This is a genomic window from Calditerricola yamamurae, assembly GCF_054654135.1.
In genome coordinates this window covers 373,685-394,220 of record NZ_BAAIFH010000004.1, presented here as the reverse complement: position 1 = coordinate 394,220, position 20,536 = coordinate 373,685, and the positions used below count along the sequence as shown (strand labels likewise).

The following is a 20,536-nucleotide window of genomic DNA, read 5'->3' as shown; positions in this document are numbered from 1 at the left end:
TCCGCGTGGGCCTATAGCTCAGCTGGTTAGAGCGCACGCCTGATAAGCGTGAGGTCAGTGGTTCAAGTCCACTTAGGCCCACCATCGCCAAAAACCGCAGCGCGGGAGCTGCGGTTTTTGTTTTTGTTTGCGATTGTCCCGTTCGCTTTTTATAATGAGTGGGAAAGCTGGAGACGCTGCGGCGCGGGAGCGGGCGGGCATGCCCGCGCCGACAAGGACGGACACGCGATGGACGAGTTCGCGCTGATTCGCATGCTGACAACCGGACGGAGAGCCGATCCGCGGGTGGTCGTGGACATCGGCGACGACGCGGCGGTAACGATGGTTGCGCCCGGCAGGCAGCTGGTTCTCACGTGCGATGCCATGGTCGAGGGGATCCACTTTCGCCGTGATACCCTTGCGCCAGAGGACGTGGGGTTCAAGAGCCTCGCCGTCAATGTCAGTGACGTGGCGGCGATGGGTGGTGAACCGCGCTATGCCCTCGTCACCCTCGCGCCCGATCGCGCGTGGACGCCGGACGAGCTGCGCCGACTGTACGACGGGTTGTATGAAGGCGCCGCGATGTGGGGTGTCACCCTGGTGGGCGGCGACACGGTGCGCTCGACGGGCGGGCTGTGGCTGTCTGTCACCGTGGTGGGCGAGGTGACGGCCGGCCGGGCTCTTACGCGCGGCGCGGCGCGCCCGGGGGATGTGGTGTTCGTAAGCGGCCCCCTTGGCCTGTCGGCAGCGGGGCTGGACCTCCTGCTGCACCGCCCGGATTGGGCCGACCGCTACCCACGCCTCGTTGCCGCCCATCGCCGTCCCCGGCCGCGTCTGGATGTGGGTCGGCTGTGTGCGACGCAGGGGGTGCGCTGTGCGCTGAATGACGTGAGCGACGGGCTGGTCAGCGAGGCGTGGGAGATCGCAGAGGCCAGCGGCGCGACCGTGCGTCTGTACGCCGATCGCCTGCCGGTGCACCCGGAGCTGGCCGCGTATTGCCGGGAGGTTGGTGCCTCGCCGCGGGATTGGATGTTCTTTGGTGGGGAGGATTACGAGTTGGTCGGCGCCGTATCCGCGGGTGCGTGGCCGGAATTGGTGCGCGCGGCGCAAGCGGAAGGCGTGGCGCTGATTGCCGTGGGCGAGGTTGTCGCGGGCGCTCCCGGCGTCCTTCTGGTGGAGGACGGGCGGGAGCGACCGCTGCCGAAAGGGGGGTACAACCACTTTGCCGATGAGGGAATCGAACGTGCGCGATGAGGCGGCGTGGGTGGTGGAGACGAGCGGTCCCGAGGAGACGCGCCGTCTCGCCGCCGCCCTCGGACGGGTCGCCGCGCCGGGGGATGTTCTTGTGCTCGAAGGGGACCTGGGCGCGGGCAAGACGACCTTTGTGCAGGGGCTGGCCGCGGGACTGGGGATCACCGGGACGGTGAACAGCCCGACGTTTACGTTGATCAAGGCGTACCGCGGGCGCCTTCCGCTGTTTCACATCGATGTCTACCGCCTGGGGGAAGGGGCGGAGGATCTCGGCTTTGACGAGGTTTTCGACGCGGGTGGTGTGACGGCGATCGAATGGGGCCATTATGCGGCGGAGTACCTGCCGGACGAATACCTGGAAATTCGTTTCGCCAAAGGGGAAGGGAACCGGCGCGTAGTGTGCTGCTTCCCCCGCGGCGGGGCGATGCGCCGGCGCGTGGAGGAGTGGCGGGCGGCATGGTCATCCTGAGCCTCGACACGAGCAGCCGGGCGATGAGCGTGGCCCTGCTGCAAGACGACCGCGTCCTGGGCGAATGGTGCACCAACACCCAGCATCACCATTCTGTGCGCCTCATGCCGGCGGTTCGCCAGCTGATGGCAGAAGTGGGCGTGACGCCGCGTGCGTTGTCGGCCGTCGCCGTGGCCAAGGGCCCGGGCTCCTACACCGGCGTGCGCATCGGCGTCACAACGGCGAAGACGATGGCCTGGGCGCTCGACATTCCCCTTGTCGGCGTCTCCACCCTGCAGGTGCTGGCGGCCAATGTGCCCGATTTTCCCGGCCTTGTCGTCCCCCTTTTTGACGCGCGGCGCCAGCGCGTCTACGCCGGCGTGTACCGCTGCACGCGGGGGGAGGTGACCGCAGTCCGGCCGGACCGGGTGCTGCCCGTGGCCGATCTGGTGGCCGAACTCGCTGCCACCGGTGAGGCGGTGGCCGTGGTCGGTGACGACGCGGCGCGTTTTTACGATGCCTTTGCGGTGGGCCTGGGCGAGCGCCTCTGGCTCGCACCGCCCGAGCTCGGCATTCCCCGAGCCGCATGCCTGGCCCGCCTGGCGCGCCAGCGGCTCTTGGCCGGCGCCGTCGATGCGGTGCACGAGTTCGCACCGGCGTATTTGCAAGCCAGCGAGGCGGAGCGCAAGGCAGCGGCGGGCGAGCTGCGCGTTGCCGGCAGTGGACGGGAACGGGGAACCGGTGCCGCCGCAGGGGGCGACGGCGATGGATAATCCGGTTACGTACCGCATGTTGCAACTGGCGGATCTCGATGCCGTGTGTGCCATCGAGCGAGCCTCCTTCTCCCTTCCCTGGTCGCGCGAAGCCTTTGCCAATGAGCTGACCCACAACCGCTATGCCCACTACCTGGTGGCCGAGGTGGACGGGCGCGTCGTGGCGTACGGGGGGATGTGGGTGATCGGCGACGAGGCCCATGTGACGAACATCGCCGTCCATCCCGACTATCGGCGCCGGTCGATCGGGGAGGGCCTGCTCCGCCGCATGATGGACCTAGCCCGGCGGATTGGCGCGAAGGCGATGACGCTGGAGGTGCGCGTGTCCAATGAGCCGGCCCAGCGGCTGTACCGGAAGCTGGGTTTTGTGGGCTGCGGCGTGCGGCCGCGGTATTACCAGGACAACCAGGAAGATGCGTTGATCATGTGGGTGAAGCTGCGTGACGACGACCAAACCGATCCGCGTGTTGGGCATTGAAACGAGCTGCGATGAGACGGCGGCGGCGGTGGTGGAAAACGGGCGTACCGTCCTGTCCAGCGTGGTGGCCAGCCAGGCAGAGGTGCACCGCCGGTTCGGCGGCGTCGTGCCGGAGGTGGCGTCGCGCCGCCATGTGGAACACATCACGCGCGTGTTAGAGGCGGCCCTCGAGGACGCCGGCGTACGGCCGAACGACCTCACCGCCATTGCCGTGACCCATGGACCGGGACTAGTGGGGGCGCTCTTGGTGGGCGTGGCGGCGGCCAAGGCCTTGGCCTTTTCCTGGGGGCTTCCGCTCGTGCCGGTCCACCACATTGCCGGTCACATCTACGCCTGCCGGCTGGTCGGGGAAATGCGCTTTCCCCTTGTCGCCCTCGTTGTCTCCGGCGGTCATACCGAGCTGCTCTATCTGCGGGACGAGGGACACGTTGTCGTTGTCGGCCAGACGCGCGACGACGCCGCAGGTGAGGCGTACGACAAGGTGGCCCGCGTCCTGGGCCTGCCTTACCCCGGGGGACCGGAGCTCGATCGATTGGCGGCCGAGGGCCGCGATGTGTATGCCTTTCCCCGCGCGTTTCTGGAACCCGACTCCCTCGATTTCAGTTTCAGCGGGCTGAAGACGGCCGTCCTCAACGCGGTCCACGGCGCTCGGCAGCGCGGCGAGCCGATCAACCTGGCCGATGTAGCGGCCAGCTTCCAGGCGGCCGTGGTCGATGTGCTGGTGGAAAAAGCGTTTCGCGCCGTCAAACGCTACGATGCGCGGCAGCTCGTGGTCGCCGGCGGCGTGGCGGCCAACCGGGGTCTGCGCGCCGCGCTTGCCGAGCGTGCCGCCCGAGAAGGGGTGGAGGTGCTCATCCCGCCCCTTTCCCTGTGCACCGACAACGCGGCGATGATTGCCGCGGCGGGCACCGTGTTGTATCGGCTCGGCCGTGTGGCCGACCTCGACCTCAACGCCGTGCCGGATCTTGACCTGACGGCCGAGTGATGCCCCGTACCGGCGCGTGACGGGCGCCGGACGGGGCTTTTTTGTTCACAAGGGGTTGTGAACAACGTTGTGAATAATGGGGATAAATCGGCCCGTTTTGGGGATAAGCTGACGGTAGGTTGTGGATTTGTTGTGGAGACGGGGGTGGACTGTGGACGGACGAGGGATGTGGGGAAAGGTGGGGCGCAGGGCTGCCGGAATGCTGCTCGCCCTTGCCATCCTCTTGCTCGGTGAGGCGTCGTTTGTGTTCAGCCGGAGCGCGGGGGCCGCGCCAACCCCGGCGCGCCACGTGATCGTCCTGCTGGTCACCGACTGGACGTTCGCGGACCTTGCCGCCATGCGTGACCGTCCCGGAATGGGCCGCCTGCTGCGCGGCGGCGCCGTTGCGGCAACCAGCCTGCGCACGGCGGGCGGTTACGGGGATGTGGCGGTTGCCGTTACCTTCGGCGCGGGGGCGCCGGCCGTCGCCGTGTCGCGTGCGGCCACGGGCGGCGACGTGGGCGAATGGCGCGGCGCGCGCACCGTCGGCCAGCACTACGCCCGTGCTGCCGGCAGCGCCCCGCCCTCCGGAGTGGCGGTACCCGCCGTATACCAACTGGCTGCAGCCAATGCCGCCGAGGCGTTCGGTGCGGTGCCGGGCCTGCTCGGGGAGACGCTCAAAACGGCCGGGCTGCGGCGGATGGTGGTGGGGCACGCCGATATGGACGAAGCCCCCCGCCGCCTGGCTCCGCTTTTCTTGATGGATCGGGACGGCCGCGTGCCGGAAGGGGTGTTCGGCCCGCCGGTGATGCGCCCGGACCCGATGGCCCCTGGCGGGTGGCGCACCGATGTGGCTGCCATGCAGGAGGCGGTGGCGGGCTTTTTGCGCGGACCGTCCGGGATCATGGCTGTGGAATTCGGTGACTGGGCCCGCCTCGCCGCGGAGAAGCCGCAGATGGCTCCGGCGCGGTGGGCGGCGGAACGCGCCGCCACACTGGATGCGCTGGACCGCCTGGTGCAGGGGATTGCCATGCGTTTGGGGCCGCACGATCTCCTGCTGGTTCTCTCTCCCTCCGTCCACCGTGAGGCCTGGGAGCAAGCGGCACGGGTGACGCCGCTGCTCGTGTACGGGCCCGGGTATGCCACCGGTGTGGCCATCAGCGCCTCCACCCGCCAGGGAGGGTGGGTGACGGGGACCGACGTGGCCCCAACCGTCCTTGCCCATTTTGGCCTTTCCGTTCCGGCGGCGATGAGCGGCGCGCCGATTGCGGTGCGCCCAGGGCAGGCCGATGCGGTGTTCGATGACGTGGACAAGCGGGTGGCTGTCTACCGGTTGCGCCAAAACGTGGTGCCGCCGCTCGGTGTGGCGATGATCGTCGTGCTCCTTGTTGCCTTTTGGTTCACGTGGCGCGGGCGGAGGGTCGTTTCCGCGCCGTCCCTCCCGCGGTGGACGGCCGTGCTGCAGGGGGCCCTGCTCGCCGTGCTCGCCCTGCCCGGCGTGCTGCTCCTGCTGGCGCCGTGGGCAGTGGCTTGGCCCTGGGCGGCATACGCCCTGTCCGCTATCGCCGTGGCCGCGGGGGTAGGGGCGCTGCTGCGCCGCTTGTCTCCCTTTCACGCGTTGGGGTGGGTGGCGGCGGGCAACGCCCTCTTGCTCCTGGCCGATGGCCTGGCCGGCGGGCCGCTGTCCCGCTATGCCCTGTTGAGCCATGATCCCATCATCGGAGCGCGGTTTTACGGCCTCGGCAACGAATATTCCGGCGTCCTGATGGGCGCCGGCGTCCTCGCGGTATCGGCGTTGTGGGGGACAGGAAGGGGCGGGGGAAGGTGGGTGCGCGGGCTTTTGCTCCTCGGTGCGGTGGCGGCGTTTCTCTACACGGCGGCCCCCGGCGGCGGGACCAATTTCGATGCTGTGACGGCCATGCTGCCCGCCTTTGTCCTGATGTTCTGGCGGCTTTCGGGGAAGGCCGTCACGCCGCGCACGCTGGCCGGGGTCGCATTGCTGCTGGCCGGTGTGGTGGCGGGTTTCCTCTATGTCCACGCGGCGGCTCCCGAGGAGCAACTGTCGCACATTGGCCGGGCCGTGCGCCATGTGCTCGCGGGGGAGTGGGATCCGCTTGTGGATATCGCCCGGCGCAAATGGGAGATGAACATGCGTCTGCTGCGCGTTTCGATCTGGAGCAAGGTGTTCGCCGCCTCCCTGATCGTGTTCATCGGTTACCTGTTGCATTCCGGAGGGCACCAGTCCGCTCCCGCCGACCGGAAGTTTTTGCACGGTCTGAGCGGTGGCGCGCTGGGCACGATGCTTGCTCTCCTCCTCAACGATAGCGGGATCGTGGCCGCGGCGACCAGCAGCCTGTATCTCGTCGTTCCCCTCTTGTATCTCAACCTGGCTGCGGTCCAGAAAATGGACGCCCCCCGCCATCTTCACACTCCCTTTACTCCGCTGTGATACAATGAACCGTGGAAGCCGACCTGTGGACACGGTTTTGCGAGGGGGGAAGCCGATGGACAAGGCCCGTCCGCCCATGCGCCAGGCCAAGGGCCGGCTCCGCGCGCGAATCCTGGCGGCGCGCGACGCGTTCCCCGCGGCGGGGCGTGCGGCGGCGTCGCGGCGGATTTGTGCGGCCGTTGCCGCCCTCGACGTGTGGCGCAAGGCGGAGACGGTGATGCTGTATGCCGCCTTTGGTAGCGAGGTGAACGTCGACGCGCTCATCGCGTTGGCCTGGCGCGAACACAAGACCGTGCTCCTGCCGCGCGTGGAGAAGGGGGAACGACGCATTCGGCCCTATCGGGTAGACGGCTGGGATGTTCTCATCCCGGGCACCTACGGCATTCGCGAGCCTAACCCTGCGCGCTGTACGCCGTGGACGGGCCCGATTGACGCCGTCATCGTCCCGGGCGTGGCCGTTGACGGTCGCGGCGGGCGAATGGGGTACGGCGCGGGATATTACGACCGTTTTCTTGCCGGACCGGCCCGTGGGGCGGTGCGCCTGGCTGTGGCCTTTTCCTGTCAGGTGGTCGATGCGTTGCCCCTGGAGCCCCACGATGCCCTGATGCACTGGCTGATCACCGAAGACGGCGCCTTTCGCCTACCGGTCGTCGCCCGAATGTAGGGTGCCGACCAGTTGTCAAAAAATTGCTATCAAACGGGGAAAATTCTTCTCGGCTACGGGTGCCGCTGTTGGTGTACAATGGGGGTGTAGAATGGGGAGTTTACGGTCGCCGAAGGAGGGGACCTGTGATGTGGAAGGTCGGCATCATCACGGCCAGCGACACCGCCGCCAGCGGCAAAGGGGAAGACGAAAGCGCTCGGGTGTTGCATGAGCTGGTGCGCGAGCATCTGAAGTGTGACGTGATGTATTATCGCATCCTGCCCGACGACATCGAGACGCTCAAGGAGCACATGATCGAGCTGATTGACCGGGAGCATGTCGACCTGCTTCTCACCACCGGCGGAACCGGCCTATCGCCTCGCGACGTGACGCCCGAGGCGACGCTGGAGGTGATTGACCGGCAGATCCCGGGCTTTGCCGAGGAGATGCGCCGGGCCTGCATGGCAGATTCGCGTCGGGCCATGCTGACGCGTGTTGTAGCCGGTACGCGAGGCAACGCCCTGGTTATCAACTTCCCCGGTAGCCCCAGCGGCGTGCGGAGGTGCTTTGCGGCCATTGTCGACCAAATCCCGCATGCGCTGGCCATCTTGCAGAACAAAGAGGCCGAATATGCGGGCCAACTTGTGGAATAGCCAAGGGCCTTGCCCATGTGGAGGAGGTGACGGGCCGTGTTTTCCAACATCGGCTTTGGCGAAATTCTTCTGGTCCTGCTCATCGCCCTGCTTCTGTTTGGGCCCAGCAAGTTGCCGGAATTGGGCCGGGCCTTTGGACGCACGCTGCGCGAGTTTAAGAATGCCACCAAAGGCCTCGTGGATGACGACGACGGTGGCCCATCCAGCGAAGCGTCCAAGGCGTCCAAATAACGCGGTACGTGCAACCGTCAGACGCAGGATTCAGCGACGGAACCGTCTAGGGGGCGAAGACCGCCGTGCGGGACCGGGAAATGAGTTACCTCGACCATCTCATGGAGCTTCGTCGACGCGTCATGCGCGTCCTCCTTTTTTTTCTGGCCGCCCTGGTACTGGGCTTTTTTGTCGCCCAGCCGGTTGTCGAGATGCTGAAAACCCACGACGTGGCCAAGGAGATCCCGTGGTTTGTCTTTAACCTGACCGACGCGTTGCGTGTGTACATGCAGTTCGCCTTTCTCATCGCCGTGCTTCTCACCCTCCCGGTGGCACTGTACCAGCTGTGGCGGTTCGTGGCGCCCGGCCTGTATCCCGAAGAGCGGCGCGCAGCTCTGCTGTACATCCCCCTGGCGGTTGGACTGTTTGTCCTGGGGGCTGCGTTTGCCTATTTCGCCCTCTTTCCGCTCATTGTGCGCTTTTTGAAATCGGTGGCGGAAAACATGGGCGCCACGCCCGCTTACGGGATGGCACAGTATTTTGGTTTTTTGTTTAATGTGGTCATCCCGGTAGCCGTCCTGTTCGAATTGCCCGTGCTGTCTATGTTTCTCACCCGCCTTCGCATCCTCAACCCGCTTGTGCTGCGCAAGTTTCGCCGCCTGGCCTACCTGGTCCTCGTCGTGGTGGCTGTGGTGATCACCCCGCCGGACATTGTGAGTGCGGTGCTCGTGTATGCGCCCCTTGTGCTCCTGTATGAGATCGCGGTGTGGTCGTCCACGGTCGTGTGGCACAAGCAGCAGCGGGAAGACGCCGAGCGGGAAGCCCGGTGGCAGGAGGAGGAGCGCGCTGCGGAGGAGGCGCGTCGGGACGGGGCACCGCCCGGTCAGGACGGGGCGCCTGTCTACCAATCGGAGGAGTCCCTTCCACCAGAGGGTTGAAAATTCCATCCGAAGCGGTATCATAAAAAGTGGGTGCGTTAGCACTCGTCTCATCGGAGTGCTAACAAGATTCGACGCCTTTCGAGGAGGAGGGGGTTGCCGTGATCAAGCCGCTTGCCGATCGGGTTGTGGTGGAGCCGATCGAACGGGAGGAGAAGACGGCCACGGGCATCGTTCTGCCGGACACGGCGAAGGAGAAGCCGCAGGAAGGGAAAGTGATCGCTGTGGGTCCGGGCCGGTGGGAGGAGGGCAAGCGCATCCCCCTGGAAGTGAAGGAAGGGGACCGCGTGCTCTTCGCCAAGTATGCCGGTACGGAAGTGAAGTATGGCGACAAGGAACTCCTGATCCTGCGGGAAAGCGACATTCTGGCCGTGATTGAGTGACGGCCGGCCGTAGGCAACGACCTTGAGGCTAAGGAGGGGACGGACGGTGGCGAAGGATATTAAGTTTAACGAAGAGGCGCGTCGGGCGATGCTCCGCGGGGTCGACATTCTGGCCAACGCGGTGAAGGTGACCCTCGGGCCAAAAGGCCGCAACGTGGTGCTGGAGAAGAAGTTCGGCTCGCCGCTGATCACCAACGACGGGGTGACCATCGCCAAGGAAATCGAGCTGGAAGATCCCTTTGAAAACATGGGCGCCCAGCTGGTGAAGGAAGTGGCCACGAAGACCAACGACGTGGCCGGCGACGGGACGACCACGGCGACGGTGCTGGCTCAGGCGATGATCCGTGAGGGGCTGAAGAACGTCGCCTCGGGTGCCAACCCGATGGCCATCCGCCGGGGCATCGAGAAAGCGGTCAAGGCGGCTGTCGACGCGATCCGCAATCAGGCCAAGCCGGTGGAGAACAAGGCGGCCATTGCCCAGGTGGCGGCCATCTCCTCGGGCGACGACGAGATCGGCCAGCTCATTGCCGAGGCGATGGAAAAGGTGGGCCGCGACGGCGTCATCACCGTGGAAGAATCGAAGGGCTTTGCCACCGAGCTCGAGACGGTGGAAGGCCTGCAGTTTGACCGCGGGTACATCTCCCCGTACATGATCACCGATCCCGACAAGATGGAGGCCGTTCTCGAAGAGCCGTACATCCTGATCACCGACAAGAAGATCTCCGCCGTCCACGACCTCCTGCCGGTGTTGGAGAAGGTGGTGCAGACGGGGCGGCCGCTGCTCATCATCGCCGAAGACGTGGAAGGCGAAGCCTTGGCCACCCTCGTTGTCAACAAGCTGCGCGGCACGTTCACGGCTGTTGCCGTGAAAGCGCCGGGCTTCGGCGACCGCCGCAAGGCCATGCTGCAGGACATCGCTATCCTGACGGGCGGACAGGTGATCTCCGAGGAGCTTGGCTTTGATCTCAAGAACACGCGCCTCGACCAACTCGGCCGTGCCGGGAAGGTGGTCGTGAAGAAGGACGACACGACCATCGTGGACGGCAAGGGCGACAAGGCGCAAATCGAGGCGCGCATCAAGCAGATTCGCCAGGAGCTGGAGAACACCACGTCCGAGTTCGACAAGGAGAAGCTGCAGGAACGCCTGGCCAAGCTTGCCGGTGGCGTGGCTGTGATCAAGGTGGGCGCGTACACAGAAACGGAAATGAAGGAGAAAAAGCTGCGCATCGAGGACGCCCTCAACGCCACGCGCGCGGCGGTGGAAGAGGGGATTGTCGCCGGCGGCGGTACGGCCCTGGTCAATTGTATCCCGGCTGTGGAGAAAATCGAGGTCAGTGACCCCGACGAGGCCACCGGCGTGGCCATCGTCAAACGGGCCTTGGAGGAACCGCTGCGCCAGATTGCGACCAACGCCGGTTTCGAAGGCTCGGTTGTCGTCGAGCGTGTGAAGAAGGAAACGCCGGGTGTCGGCCTCAACGCCGCGACGGGCGAATATGTCAACCTGATCGAGGCGGGGATCATCGATCCGGCCAAGGTGACCCGTTCCGCGCTGCAAAACGCGGCGTCGGTGGCGGCAATGTTCCTCACCACGGAAGCGGTGGTGGCCGACCTGCCTGAAGAGGAGAAGAACAACCCGACCCCGCCGAGCGGCATGGATTTCTGATCCCGGGCAATTTCCGCTCGATACCGCAGCGAAAGCCCCTGCGCGTTTGCGCAGGGGCTTTTTGCATCGTCTTTCTTCCCATCTTTATCCGGGCTTCACGATCGCTTTACGCCGGCTTTACGTTCCTGCGGTATAACCAAACACGTGGAAGACGTGGGGAACCGAGGCGGCGGATGGCCCTCTCCCCGCGCCGGGGACGGCGAAAGACCGTGTGGCCGAGCCGTGCGATCGGGCCGTCGCCCTTGGCGCTGTTATCGTTTGCTGTCGAGGTGGATGCGCTGGTTGCGCAGGGCGGATCTGCCGGGAAGAGGCGTTGCGCCGGGGACGATCCCTTCCGCCGGGGTGCAAGCTCTTTCTCCATGTCACCCCGAGGTCTTTCGCGGATCCTGCCTTTGTCAAGGGGGATCCAGCCGAATGGCTGCGCCAGTGGGGGCTTGCGCCGCATGACGTGGTGTCGGAGATTACCGGCCACGTCGACTGGCAAGCGGTGCGAGAAGTGGCCCCGGATTTTCTCAAGGTGGATCGTTCCCTCGTTTCCCGCGTGGACGGAAACCGGCGAAACAGGCCGCCTTGGCCGCCATTGTCGCGTTCGCCCGAAAGACGAACTGCCAGGTGATCGCCGAAGGAATCGAGCGGAAAGCGGAACTGGAGACGGTGATGCGCCTGGGGGTTGACTGCGGGCAAGGCTTTTTCCTGGGTTGGCCCGACAACGAGCGCCATGGCGGTTTTGCCAAGGCGCGGGAGATGATCCGCCGGTTTTCGGGGAATCCTGTCTTCACATGGCGTTGATCGTGGAGTTACGGCGAAGGGGGACGAAAGCGATGACGCGCAACGTGTACGACGAATCCCTGCGGCGGTTGAAGCAGCAGCTGCTGGACATGGGCGAGCGCGTGGAGGTGGCCATCGACCAGTCCATCCGCGCCCTGGCCAACAGGGACCAGGATTTGGCCGAGCGCGTGATCACGCGCGATCCGGAGATCGACCGGCTGCAATGGGAGGTGGAGCAGACGGTCGGCACGCTGATCGCCACCCAGCAGCCGGTCGCCCGCGATCTGCGGCGCATTTTGTCCACCCTGCTCATCGCCTCCGATCTGGAGCGCATGGGCGACCTGGCGGTGAACATCGCCCTGGTGGCCAAGGAATTCGTCGAGGAAAACCTGGTGAACTTCAACCCCCTCGAAGACCTGTCCCGTCTCGCGCAACAGGTGCAGGAGATGGTCCATCTGTGCATCAACAGCTACATCGACGAAAACCCGGCCTTCGCGTATCGGGTGGGGGAGATGGATGACGCGGTGGACGTGGCCTACCGCCGACTCGTCGAAGAACAGATCGGTTTTCTGGCCGGTGAGGGCCGATACATCAAGGAGCGCACGCGTCTGGCCTTTGTGGGCCGCTACCTCGAACGCATCGCCGACCACGCCACCAACATCGCCGAGCGCGTGGTGTACATCGTCGAGGGGAAGGTACCCGATTTAAACTGAGGCGGTGCGTCCTTCGCGGAACGCCCCGGGTAAAGCCTACCCCCAAGGGATGGACGCATCATCCCGTTGCATGCCGCTCCAAAAAACGGAGAAGATACGCGTGGAAAACATCGGGCTGTTCCAACGGCGGGAGGTGCCCCGTCCCGGTGAGGGTGACGAGCTCGGCCCGCGGGATGGATGCGGCGACGAATTGGGCAAGCGCTTGGATCTCCTCCCAGTCCTGGTCGCCGCGGATCACCAGCGTAGGAGCCGAGATGTCGGACAAACGGTCGATCGCGGACAGGAATTGCGGTGTGTGCGTTCTCGCGCGTTCCCAGTTGTCGGCGACCAGTTGCCGGACACGCCGGCGAACCGACGGATGGACTTCGCCGTTTCGGCGAAACGGTCCGTCCACCCAGGTCTGCAAAAACCGCTCCAGGGCCTGATCCCGCAACCCCTGTTCCCATAGACGTTGGAGATCGGCCTCCAACGCGAGAAATTCATCCGACCAGCGGTACCCGTTGACACCCGGGTTAACCAGTACCAGGCTCTGGACCGTATCCGGATAACGCAGGGCATAATCGATCGCGATTTTGCCGCCGACGGAGATGCCGACGAGGGATGCGCGATCCAACCCCACTGTCTCGAGGAGCGCGCGCAGATCCTCGTGATGCGCAAACGGGCCGAGGCCCGCCCCGGAGCGCCCCATGCCGGCAAGTCGTAGCGAAGGGTGCGATACCGGCGTTTCAGTACCGCAAACGTCTCGTCCCACATGTGGTGATCCAGCGGCATGCCGTGCAGCAGGACGACGGCCGGGCCTTCGCCTTCCGATTCGACGTACAGGGAAACGCCGGGCAATTCGATGGATTCGGAAATTCGGTGTCGGTCCATTTCATTGCTCCTCCCGGAAAGATTTTACCAGATGCGCCTTGGCTGTGTTAACGCAAACTTAACATTGTACTTAAACGCGATTAATATGCCTCCGATAGAATCGGCCATGGATGGACGGATGAATCCTTCAGGATTTAGGAGGGACTCTTGTGAAACGTGTCAAGCGGCTCTTCCATCTCGTCGCGGTGCTAACGCTGGTCATGGCCACGGTGATCGGCTGCGGACAGGCCCAGGGGACGAATGAACAAGCAGGCAATCAAGGCCAGCAGGCCGGGGAGCAGCCGAAGGATCAGCTGTCCGGCGCCATCGCCGTGGATGGTTCCAGCACCGTCTACCCGCTCACCGAGGCGATCGCCGAAGCGTTTATGGGTGAACACCCCGGCGTGCAGGTAACGGTGGGCGAGTCGGGGACTGGTGGCGGCTTCAAGAAGTTCACCGCCGGGGAAACGCAAGTGTCGAACGCGTCCCGCCCGATCAAGGACGAGGAAAAGCAAGCGGCCCAGCAGAACAACGTCAAGTATGTCGATTTCACCGTCGCCATCGACGGCATCACCGTCGTGGTGAACCCGCAGAACACCTGGGTTGACCATCTGACGGTCGAGGAGCTGAAGAAGATCTGGGAACCGAACAGCAAGGTGAAGAAGTGGAGCGACATCCGTCCGAACTGGCCGAATGAGGAGATCAAGCTGTACGGCCCGGGCACGGCCTCCGGCACCTTCGACTACTTCACCGAGGAGATCGTGGGCGAAGCGAAGAAGAGCCGCGCCGACTACACGCAGAGCGAGGACGACAATGTGCTCGTGCAGGGCGTGGCGGGCGACAAGTACGCCCTCGGGTATTTTGGGTATGCCTACTATGTGGAAAACAAGGACAAGCTGAAGGCGGTGCCGATCGACGCCGGCAGCGGCCCGGTGGCGCCGACCGATGAAACGATCAACAACGGCACGTACAAGCCGCTGTCCCGTCCGCTGTTCATCTACGTCAACGCGGACATGCTGAAGCAGCGCAAGGAGCTGCAGGCTTTTGTCAAGTTCTACTTGGAGCACGCTGCCGAGTATGCCAAGCAGGTCGGATACCTGCCGGTTCCGGACAACGTGAAGGCAGAAAACCTGAAGAAGTTCGAGGACGCGCTGAAGTGAGGGCGGACGTGGCGGCGAAGCCGGTCGCGCGGCGTGCGGTCGTTTGCCCGCCGCCGCTGGCCGCCTCGAGCTCCCTCCCTTCGCGGAATGGGCGTGGCGATCCACTGCGCGCATGTGTGTGGCGCTGTGGGCCGCCACCTTTTCCCGTGTTTTCGGCAAGTTGAAACGCACTGGAAAGGAGCGTAGGCCATGCCGAGCGTCATGCTTCATTCCGACGTCCAGGAGAAGACGGAGACGAGGGAGGTGGCCACCGCAGGCCATGCGGTTGAAGGGGCGGCGGGGACATCCGGCTCGTCGTTTGTGCGGCGGAAAAAGCGGCGGCCCCTCGGCGAACGCATCATCCCGAAGGTCTTGCTGGCGTGTGCCCTCGTTTCCATTCTCACCACGATCGGCATTGTGCTCGTGCTGCTGGCGGAAACGGTGGCCTTTTTCCAGCGTGTACCGCTCGGCGCCTTTTTGTTGGACACGAAGTGGACCCCGCTGTTCCAACCGCAGCATTTTGGCATTTGGCCGCTGCTTGCCGGCACGTTGATGGTGACCCTCATCGCCGGTATAGTGGCGTTGCCCATCGGTCTCGCTACGGCCATCTTTTTGAGCGAATACGCGTCGGACCGCGTGCGGCGCGTGATCAAGCCGATCCTCGAGGTGCTCGCGGGGATTCCCACCGTGGTGTACGGGTACTTTGCCCTCACCTTTGTCACCCCGCTCATCCGGTCCATCCTTCCTGAGACGGGCATCTTTAACGCGCTGAGTGCCAGCATCGTCGTCGGCATCATGATCCTCCCGATGGTGGCGTCGCTGAGCGAAGACGCGATGGTTTCCGTGCCTCGGGCCATGCGTGACGGGGCCTACGCGCTCGGCGCCACGCGTCTTGAAGTGGCGCTGAAGGTGGTCGTGCCCGCGGCGCTGTCCGGGATCATGGCCTCCTTTGTGCTTGCCCTGTCGCGGGCCATCGGCGAGACGATGATCGTCACCATCGCCGCCGGGGCGACGCCCAAGCTGACGCTCAATCCGCTGGAAAGCATTCAGACGATGACGGCCTATATCGTGCAGGTCAGCTTGGGGGACACGCCGCACGGCACGATCGAGTACTACACGATCTACGTCGTGGGGATGACGCTGTTCGTTGTGACCCTGCTGATGAACCTCCTGGCGCGCTGGATCACGCGCCGATACCGGGAGGCGTATTGAGATGGAGCGCAGGCGCGCAGAAAAGCATCTGGCGGTACGGAAATGGAAAAACCGCGTGGCGGCCGGTGCGTTCTTCCTGGCCACGTCGGTGGGCATCGCCGCGATGGCTGTGCTGATCGGCGCCATCCTGCGCGACGGGCTCCCGTACCTCACGTGGGACTTTCTGACCAATGTCCCGTCGCGCATTCCGGAGAAGGCCGGCATCCGGTCGGCCCTGTTCGGTTCGCTGTGGCTGATGGTGTTGACGGCGCCCGTCGCCTTTGTGCTCGGGGTGGCCACGGCCATTTACCTGGAGGAATACGCCAAGCCGGGGCGCCTGACGCGGCTCATCCAGACCAACATCCACAACCTGGCCGGCGTGCCGTCAATTGTGTTCGGCATTCTCGGCCTGACCCTGTTCGTGCGCGGCATCGGCCTTGGCCGATCGGTGCTGGCCGGGGCGCTGACGATGGCGCTGTTGGTGCTGCCGATCATCGTGGTTGCGGCCCAGGAGGCCCTGCGTGCCGTACCGAGTTCCTTGCGCCACGCCTCGTACGCCCTCGGCGCGACGCGCTGGCAGACGATCCGCCGCGTCGTGTTGCCGGCGGCGCTGCCCAGCATCCTGACGGGAACGATTCTCGCGATGTCCCGCGCCATCGGGGAAACGGCGCCGCTGATCATGATCGGGGCCCTCACGTTCGTCGCCTTTGTGCCCACGTCGCCGTTGGATGCCTTTACGGTGCTCCCGATCCAGATCTTCAACTGGGTTTCCCGGCCCCAGGAAGCGTTCCATCACCTGGCCGCGGCGGGCATCATCGTGCTGCTCATCGTGCTCTTGTCGATGAACCTGACGGCGGTTCTGCTCCGCAACAAGTTCCAGAAACGGTACTGAGGGGGTGGCGGTCGTGGCCATCATTGAGGTGCGGGACTTGAACTTGTATTACGGCGAGCACCACGCGTTGAAAGGGATCACCATGGACATCGAAGCCCGGAGCATCACCGCGCTGATCGGTCCGTCGGGGTGCGGCAAATCGACGTTTTTGCGCACGCTGAACCGGATGAACGACATGATCAAGGGCGTGCGCATCGAGGGGACGGTGCGCATCGGCGGCGACGACATCTACGCCGACGACGTCGACGTGGAGCTGTTGCGCAAGCGGGTGGGGATGGTGTTCCAGCAGCCCAACCCCTTCCCCAAGAGCATCTACGACAACGTCGCCTTCGGTCCGCGCATCCATGGCGTCACCGACAAGCGGGAACTGGACGAGATTGTCGAGCGCAGCCTGCGCCAGGCGGCCCTGTGGGACGAGGTGAAGGACGTCCTGAAGAAGCCGGCCCTCAGCCTGTCCGGCGGGCAGCAGCAGCGCCTGTGCATTGCCCGGGCCCTGGCGGTGGAGCCGGACATTCTGCTCATGGACGAGCCCACGTCGGCCCTCGACCCCATTTCGACGGCGAAGATCGAGGAGCTTATCCAGGAGTTGAAGAAGGACTACACCATTGTCATCGTCACCCACAACATGCAGCAGGCGGCCCGTGTGTCCGACCGGACGGCTTTTTTCCTGCAGGGCGAACTGGTGGAGTACGGGGACACCGTCGAGCTGTTCCACAACCCCCGCGATAAGCGGACGGAGGATTACATCACCGGACGGTTTGGTTGAACCAACGCCTCGGCTGTTGACGAACGTCGGCAGCCTTTTTTGTTGTGGCGGTTCGGACGGGAGCGGTAAAATGACGGGGAAAGACGACGCAACAACAAAGGTGGGCAGGCCATGGAGACGGTTGACATTCTCGTGCTGTCGACGCTTATTTTTGCCGCTGCCGCGCTGTATTCCTCGGTGGGACATGGCGGGGCGTCCGGGTATCTCGCGGCCATGGGCCTGATGGGCGTGGCGCCGGCGGTGATGAAACCGACGGCGCTCGTCTTGAATTTGCTGGTGGCTTCCTTGGCGGCCCTCCAGTTTGGGCGGGCAAGGGCCTTCTCGTGGTCGACCTTTTGGCCGTTTGCCGCCGGGTCCATCCCGATGGCGTATCTTGGCGGGTACCTGGGCGTCTCCACGTCGACGTACCAGGTGCTGGTTGGCCTCGTACTGCTATATGCGGCGTATCGCCTGTGGCGCCGGCCGACGATGGCCGAGAAAGCGGTTCGAAAACCGCCGCTTTTGCTCGCGCTGCTGGCCGGGGCGGGCATCGGCTTCCTCTCCGGTGTCGTGGGGGTGGGCGGGGGCATTTTCCTGTCGCCGCTGCTATTGTTTGCCGGGTGGGCCGACCCCAAGACGACGGCGGGGGTTTCGGCGGTGTTTATCCTGGTGAATTCGGCGTCCGGTCTGTTGGGGCATCTGTCCAGCGTATCGGCCATCCCCCCGGAAGGGATGTGGCTTGTCCTCGCGGCGGGGGCGGGCGGCGCGCTCGGATCCCGCTTGGGCAGCCGCCGCTTCGGCGACGCCCGCCTGCGCCGGCTCTTGGGGGTGGTGCTGGTTGTCGCCGGAGGGAAGATGATCGTGGCCTGACAAAGGATCCTGGCCCCTCACCCAACCTTGCTTGAAGGCGCGGGGCAACGGTTGGGAATGCGCAGCGTTTATTGACAAGCATATCAGCATATGCTTAATTATCGATGGGGGTGAAAACGTGGAGTGGGACGCGCTGGCGGACTGCTTCAAAGCCCTTGGCGATAAGACGCGATTGCGCATTCTGGCCTTGTTAAAGGTGGAAGAACGGTGCGTTTGCGAACTGGTGGACATGTTGGGGATGACGCAGTCGGCCGTGTCCCAACACCTGCGGCGGTTGAAACAGGCGAAACTGGTCAAGGAGCGGCGCAGCGGCCAATGGGTGTTCTATTCACTGGACGGCTCGATGTACCCGTTTTTTGAGGACGTTGTGCGGATGCTTCCGGATCTGCGGGAAGAGGTGGAGCGATTCAAACAGCGCGGGCGAAACGTCGTATGCGAGTGACGGTCCGATTGGTGCGCTAATGTAACGAAAGGGAGTGGTAGCGTGAACGGGGTGGCGAGAAGGCTGGCGTTTTTGGATCGTTACTTGACACTGTGGATCTTCTTGGCCATGATCGCCGGCATCGGCGTGGGGTATCTCTTTCCGGATGCGGTCAACCTTCTCACCCGTTTTCAGGTGGGAACCACCTCCATTCCCATCGCCGTCGGCCTGATCTTGATGATGTACCCGCCCTTGGCCAAGGTGCGCTATGAGGCGTTGGGCGAGGTGTTTCGCAACGTTCGCGTGTTGGGGTTGTCGCTTCTCCAAAACTGGGTCATCGGCCCCGTGTTGATGTTTGTCCTGGCGATCCTCTTTTTGCGGGACCAACCCGAATACATGGTCGGGCTCATCCTGATCGGCCTGGCCCGATGCATCGCCATGGTGATCGTATGGAATGACCTGGCTGACGGAAACCGTGAATATGCGGCGGGGCTGGTGGCGTTCAATTCCGTGTTCCAGGTCCTCTTCTATTCCGTTTACGCCTATCTTTTCGTCACCGTTTTGCCTGCGTGGCTCGGGCTGGAAGGCGCAGTGGTGGCGATCACCATGGGCGAGATTGCCCAAAGCGTGTTGATTTATCTCGGCATTCCCTTTTTTGCGGGCATGATCACGCGCTTTGTATTGATCCGGTGGAAAGGCCGTGAGTGGTTCGAGACCCGTTTTGTTCCCGTGATCAGCCCGCTCACGCTGGTGGCCTTGTTGTTCACGATCGTGGTCATGTTTTCGCTGAAAGGCGAGTTGGTGCTGCGGCTACCGCTAGACGTCCTTCACATTGCGATTCCCCTGGTCATTTACTTTGTCGTCATGTTTCTTGTGTCATTCTACCTGGGCAAAAAGGTCGGGGCCGATTATTCTCAGACGGTATCAATTTCGTTTACGGCCGCCAGCAACAACTTTGAATTGGCCATTGCCGTTGCCATCGGCGTCTTTGGCATCAACTCCGGTGCCGCCTTTGCGGCCGTAATCGGTCCGCTCGTTGAAGTACCGGTTCTCATTGGGTTGGTCAACGTGGCCTTCTGGCTGCGACGAATCTATTTTGCGGGCGCCGCCATGAAAGGGAGTTAACATGCGGTTGTTTGAAGAGAAGCCGTGCGAAGGGGGCGCGATCATGCAAAAGAAAATCCTGTATTTCCTGTGCACGGGCAACTCCTGCCGCAGTCAGATGGCGGAAGGGTTTGCGAAAAAATACCTTGGCGATCGGTTTGAAGTCTATAGCGCGGGGATTGAAGCGCACGGCCTCAATCCGATGGCGGTGAAGGTCATGGCGGAAAAGGGGATCGACATTTCCGCCCAGACGTCTGACGTGATCGATCCGGAGCTACTGGCCAAAGCCGATTATGTCATCACGCTGTGCGGCGATGCCAACGATCGCTGTCCGGCAACGCCGCCCAACGTCACGCGCGAGCACTGGGGGTTCGACGATCCGGCCAAAGCGACGGGCACCGAAGAAGAACGCCTGGCGGTCTTCCGGCGCGTGCGCGACGAAATCGAAGCGCGCATTAAGCGCTTCGCCGAGGAACTCGAAGAGAGGGGCTGCGCGTGATGCCCGAACCGGTCGCAGGCAAATGAAAGCCCTTGGCTTGCCGGTACGGCGATGCCAAGGGCTTTTCCTTTCATGCCGGTTCCCCTTTTTTGCCATTCCTTTCCGTGTTTTCGTATGGCGCCAGGTACCGCTCCTCCAGGGTTTCCAAAAAGGCTTTCAGTACCGGAGCGTTCAGCGCATAAAAGTTCCACTTGCCGATGCGCTGTTCGTGAACAAGCCCCGCTTCCCGCAGTTCGCGCAGATGGTACGAAACCTTGGACTGCGCCAGATCAAGCGCCTCTTGGATCTCGCACACGCACACCCCGTCCGGACAGCAGGAGACGGGGGACGGCGCGTCGATCGCCGTTCGCCCCCTCGCCACCAGGTCGAGAATGCGAACGCGCAAGGGATCGCTGAGCGCATGGGCGACTTTGGACAGCTCGTCGATGGAAAAGGTCACGTCCATCACATCCTTGACTTAAGCCTCACGCCAACTACGCCTATGGCATACGACCGGTTTGGGTTTGGAAAACA

General features: G+C 64.0%; 24 protein-coding genes and 1 tRNA gene. 23 read left to right on the top strand and 2 right to left on the bottom strand.

What is annotated here, in order from left to right; genetic code table 11:
• Window positions 1-7: 7 nt before the first annotated feature.
• The 15 genes from ACYQ0Z_RS03225 to phoU all read left to right on the top strand — a co-directional run bounded on the left by ACYQ0Z_RS03225 (window position 8) and on the right by phoU (window position 12,313).
• Window positions 8-84 (top strand) — tRNA-Ile (locus ACYQ0Z_RS03225).
• Window positions 85-228: 144 nt separating this feature from the next.
• Window positions 229-1,233 (top strand): thiamine-phosphate kinase, encoded by a 1,005-nt coding sequence (gene thiL / locus ACYQ0Z_RS03220; protein ID WP_459864366.1) that lies wholly within the window; start codon window positions 229-231, stop codon window positions 1,231-1,233.
• Entirely contained in the window at window positions 1,223-1,699 is a 477-nt protein-coding gene (gene tsaE / locus ACYQ0Z_RS03215; protein WP_459864364.1) for a tRNA (adenosine(37)-N6)-threonylcarbamoyltransferase complex ATPase subunit type 1 TsaE, read from the top strand. The genes thiL and tsaE overlap by 11 nt, the downstream gene beginning before the upstream one ends.
• Window positions 1,687-2,451 (top strand): tRNA (adenosine(37)-N6)-threonylcarbamoyltransferase complex dimerization subunit type 1 TsaB, encoded by a 765-nt coding sequence (gene tsaB / locus ACYQ0Z_RS03210; protein WP_459864362.1) that lies wholly within the window; start codon window positions 1,687-1,689, stop codon window positions 2,449-2,451. Before tsaE ends, tsaB begins: the two co-directional genes overlap by 13 nt.
• A complete protein-coding gene (gene rimI, locus ACYQ0Z_RS03205) occupies window positions 2,444-2,929 on the top strand; it encodes a ribosomal protein S18-alanine N-acetyltransferase (RefSeq protein ID WP_459864360.1) in 486 nt (161 codons plus the stop codon). The genes tsaB and rimI overlap by 8 nt, the downstream gene beginning before the upstream one ends.
• Window positions 2,892-3,914: a tRNA (adenosine(37)-N6)-threonylcarbamoyltransferase complex transferase subunit TsaD gene (gene tsaD / locus ACYQ0Z_RS03200; protein ID WP_459864358.1), complete on the top strand. Its 1,023-nt coding sequence runs from the start codon at window positions 2,892-2,894 to the stop codon at window positions 3,912-3,914. Before rimI ends, tsaD begins: the two co-directional genes overlap by 38 nt.
• Before the next feature lie 166 nt (window positions 3,915-4,080).
• Window positions 4,081-6,342 carry a hypothetical protein gene (locus ACYQ0Z_RS03195; protein WP_459864356.1) on the top strand — a complete coding sequence of 754 codons (2,262 nt, stop codon included), beginning with the start codon at window positions 4,081-4,083 and terminating at the stop codon, window positions 6,340-6,342.
• A 55-nt stretch (window positions 6,343-6,397) separates the two neighbouring features.
• Window positions 6,398-7,006: a 5-formyltetrahydrofolate cyclo-ligase gene (locus ACYQ0Z_RS03190; RefSeq protein ID WP_459864354.1), complete on the top strand. Its 609-nt coding sequence runs from the start codon at window positions 6,398-6,400 to the stop codon at window positions 7,004-7,006.
• A gap of 128 nt (window positions 7,007-7,134) precedes the next feature.
• Window positions 7,135-7,638, top strand: a complete 504-nt coding sequence (locus ACYQ0Z_RS03185; protein ID WP_459864352.1) for a MogA/MoaB family molybdenum cofactor biosynthesis protein — start codon at window positions 7,135-7,137, stop codon at window positions 7,636-7,638.
• A 36-nt stretch (window positions 7,639-7,674) separates the two neighbouring features.
• Window positions 7,675-7,869, top strand: coding sequence for a twin-arginine translocase TatA/TatE family subunit (locus ACYQ0Z_RS03180; RefSeq protein ID WP_459864350.1), 195 nt, complete (start codon window positions 7,675-7,677; stop codon window positions 7,867-7,869).
• A gap of 65 nt (window positions 7,870-7,934) precedes the next feature.
• Entirely contained in the window at window positions 7,935-8,786 is an 852-nt protein-coding gene (gene tatC / locus ACYQ0Z_RS03175) for a twin-arginine translocase subunit TatC (protein ID WP_459864348.1), read from the top strand.
• 101 nt (window positions 8,787-8,887) lie between these two features.
• The gene (groES, locus tag ACYQ0Z_RS03170; protein ID WP_459864346.1) at window positions 8,888-9,169 is read left to right on the top strand and encodes a co-chaperone GroES; all 282 of its coding nucleotides are present in this window, start codon (window positions 8,888-8,890) and stop codon (window positions 9,167-9,169) included.
• 46 nt (window positions 9,170-9,215) lie between these two features.
• Entirely contained in the window at window positions 9,216-10,832 is a 1,617-nt protein-coding gene (gene groL, locus ACYQ0Z_RS03165; RefSeq protein ID WP_459864344.1) for a chaperonin GroEL, read from the top strand.
• Between the two features lie 477 nt (window positions 10,833-11,309).
• Entirely contained in the window at window positions 11,310-11,621 is a 312-nt protein-coding gene (locus ACYQ0Z_RS03160) for an EAL domain-containing protein (protein ID WP_459865101.1), read from the top strand.
• Window positions 11,622-11,653: 32 nt separating this feature from the next.
• Window positions 11,654-12,313, top strand: coding sequence for a phosphate signaling complex protein PhoU (phoU, locus tag ACYQ0Z_RS03155; RefSeq protein WP_459864342.1), 660 nt, complete (start codon window positions 11,654-11,656; stop codon window positions 12,311-12,313).
• Between the two features lie 58 nt (window positions 12,314-12,371).
• On the opposite strand, the gene ACYQ0Z_RS03150 is transcribed toward phoU, so the two are convergent.
• A complete protein-coding gene (locus ACYQ0Z_RS03150) occupies window positions 12,372-13,064 on the bottom strand; it encodes an alpha/beta fold hydrolase (protein ID WP_459864340.1) in 693 nt (230 codons plus the stop codon).
• Window positions 13,065-13,332: 268 nt separating this feature from the next.
• On the opposite strand from ACYQ0Z_RS03150, the gene ACYQ0Z_RS03145 reads away from it, so the two are divergent.
• The 8 genes from ACYQ0Z_RS03145 (at window position 13,333) to arsC (ending at window position 20,023) form a co-directional block, all read left to right on the top strand.
• A complete protein-coding gene (locus ACYQ0Z_RS03145) occupies window positions 13,333-14,322 on the top strand; it encodes a PstS family phosphate ABC transporter substrate-binding protein (RefSeq protein ID WP_459864338.1) in 990 nt (329 codons plus the stop codon).
• 189 nt (window positions 14,323-14,511) lie between these two features.
• Window positions 14,512-15,513, top strand: a complete 1,002-nt coding sequence (gene pstC, locus ACYQ0Z_RS03140) for a phosphate ABC transporter permease subunit PstC (protein WP_459864336.1) — start codon at window positions 14,512-14,514, stop codon at window positions 15,511-15,513.
• Window position 15,514: 1 nt separating this feature from the next.
• Window positions 15,515-16,384: a phosphate ABC transporter permease PstA gene (gene pstA, locus ACYQ0Z_RS03135; protein WP_459864334.1), complete on the top strand. Its 870-nt coding sequence runs from the start codon at window positions 15,515-15,517 to the stop codon at window positions 16,382-16,384.
• Window positions 16,385-16,397: 13 nt separating this feature from the next.
• Window positions 16,398-17,150 carry a phosphate ABC transporter ATP-binding protein PstB gene (gene pstB, locus ACYQ0Z_RS03130; RefSeq protein ID WP_459864332.1) on the top strand — a complete coding sequence of 251 codons (753 nt, stop codon included), beginning with the start codon at window positions 16,398-16,400 and terminating at the stop codon, window positions 17,148-17,150.
• Window positions 17,151-17,261: 111 nt separating this feature from the next.
• Entirely contained in the window at window positions 17,262-17,999 is a 738-nt protein-coding gene (locus ACYQ0Z_RS03125; RefSeq protein WP_459864330.1) for a sulfite exporter TauE/SafE family protein, read from the top strand.
• Between the two features lie 118 nt (window positions 18,000-18,117).
• Window positions 18,118-18,441: an ArsR/SmtB family transcription factor gene (locus ACYQ0Z_RS03120; RefSeq protein ID WP_459864326.1), complete on the top strand. Its 324-nt coding sequence runs from the start codon at window positions 18,118-18,120 to the stop codon at window positions 18,439-18,441.
• A gap of 51 nt (window positions 18,442-18,492) precedes the next feature.
• Complete coding sequence (gene arsB, locus ACYQ0Z_RS03115; protein WP_459865099.1) at window positions 18,493-19,545, top strand: ACR3 family arsenite efflux transporter; 1,053 nt, start codon at window positions 18,493-18,495, stop codon at window positions 19,543-19,545.
• 43 nt (window positions 19,546-19,588) lie between these two features.
• Complete coding sequence (gene arsC / locus ACYQ0Z_RS03110; protein WP_459864324.1) at window positions 19,589-20,023, top strand: arsenate reductase (thioredoxin); 435 nt, start codon at window positions 19,589-19,591, stop codon at window positions 20,021-20,023.
• 70 nt (window positions 20,024-20,093) lie between these two features.
• On the opposite strand, the gene ACYQ0Z_RS03105 is transcribed toward arsC, so the two are convergent.
• The gene (locus ACYQ0Z_RS03105) at window positions 20,094-20,462 is read right to left on the bottom strand and encodes an ArsR/SmtB family transcription factor (protein WP_459864322.1); all 369 of its coding nucleotides are present in this window, start codon (window positions 20,460-20,462) and stop codon (window positions 20,094-20,096) included.
• Between the last annotated feature and the right edge of the window lie 74 nt (window positions 20,463-20,536).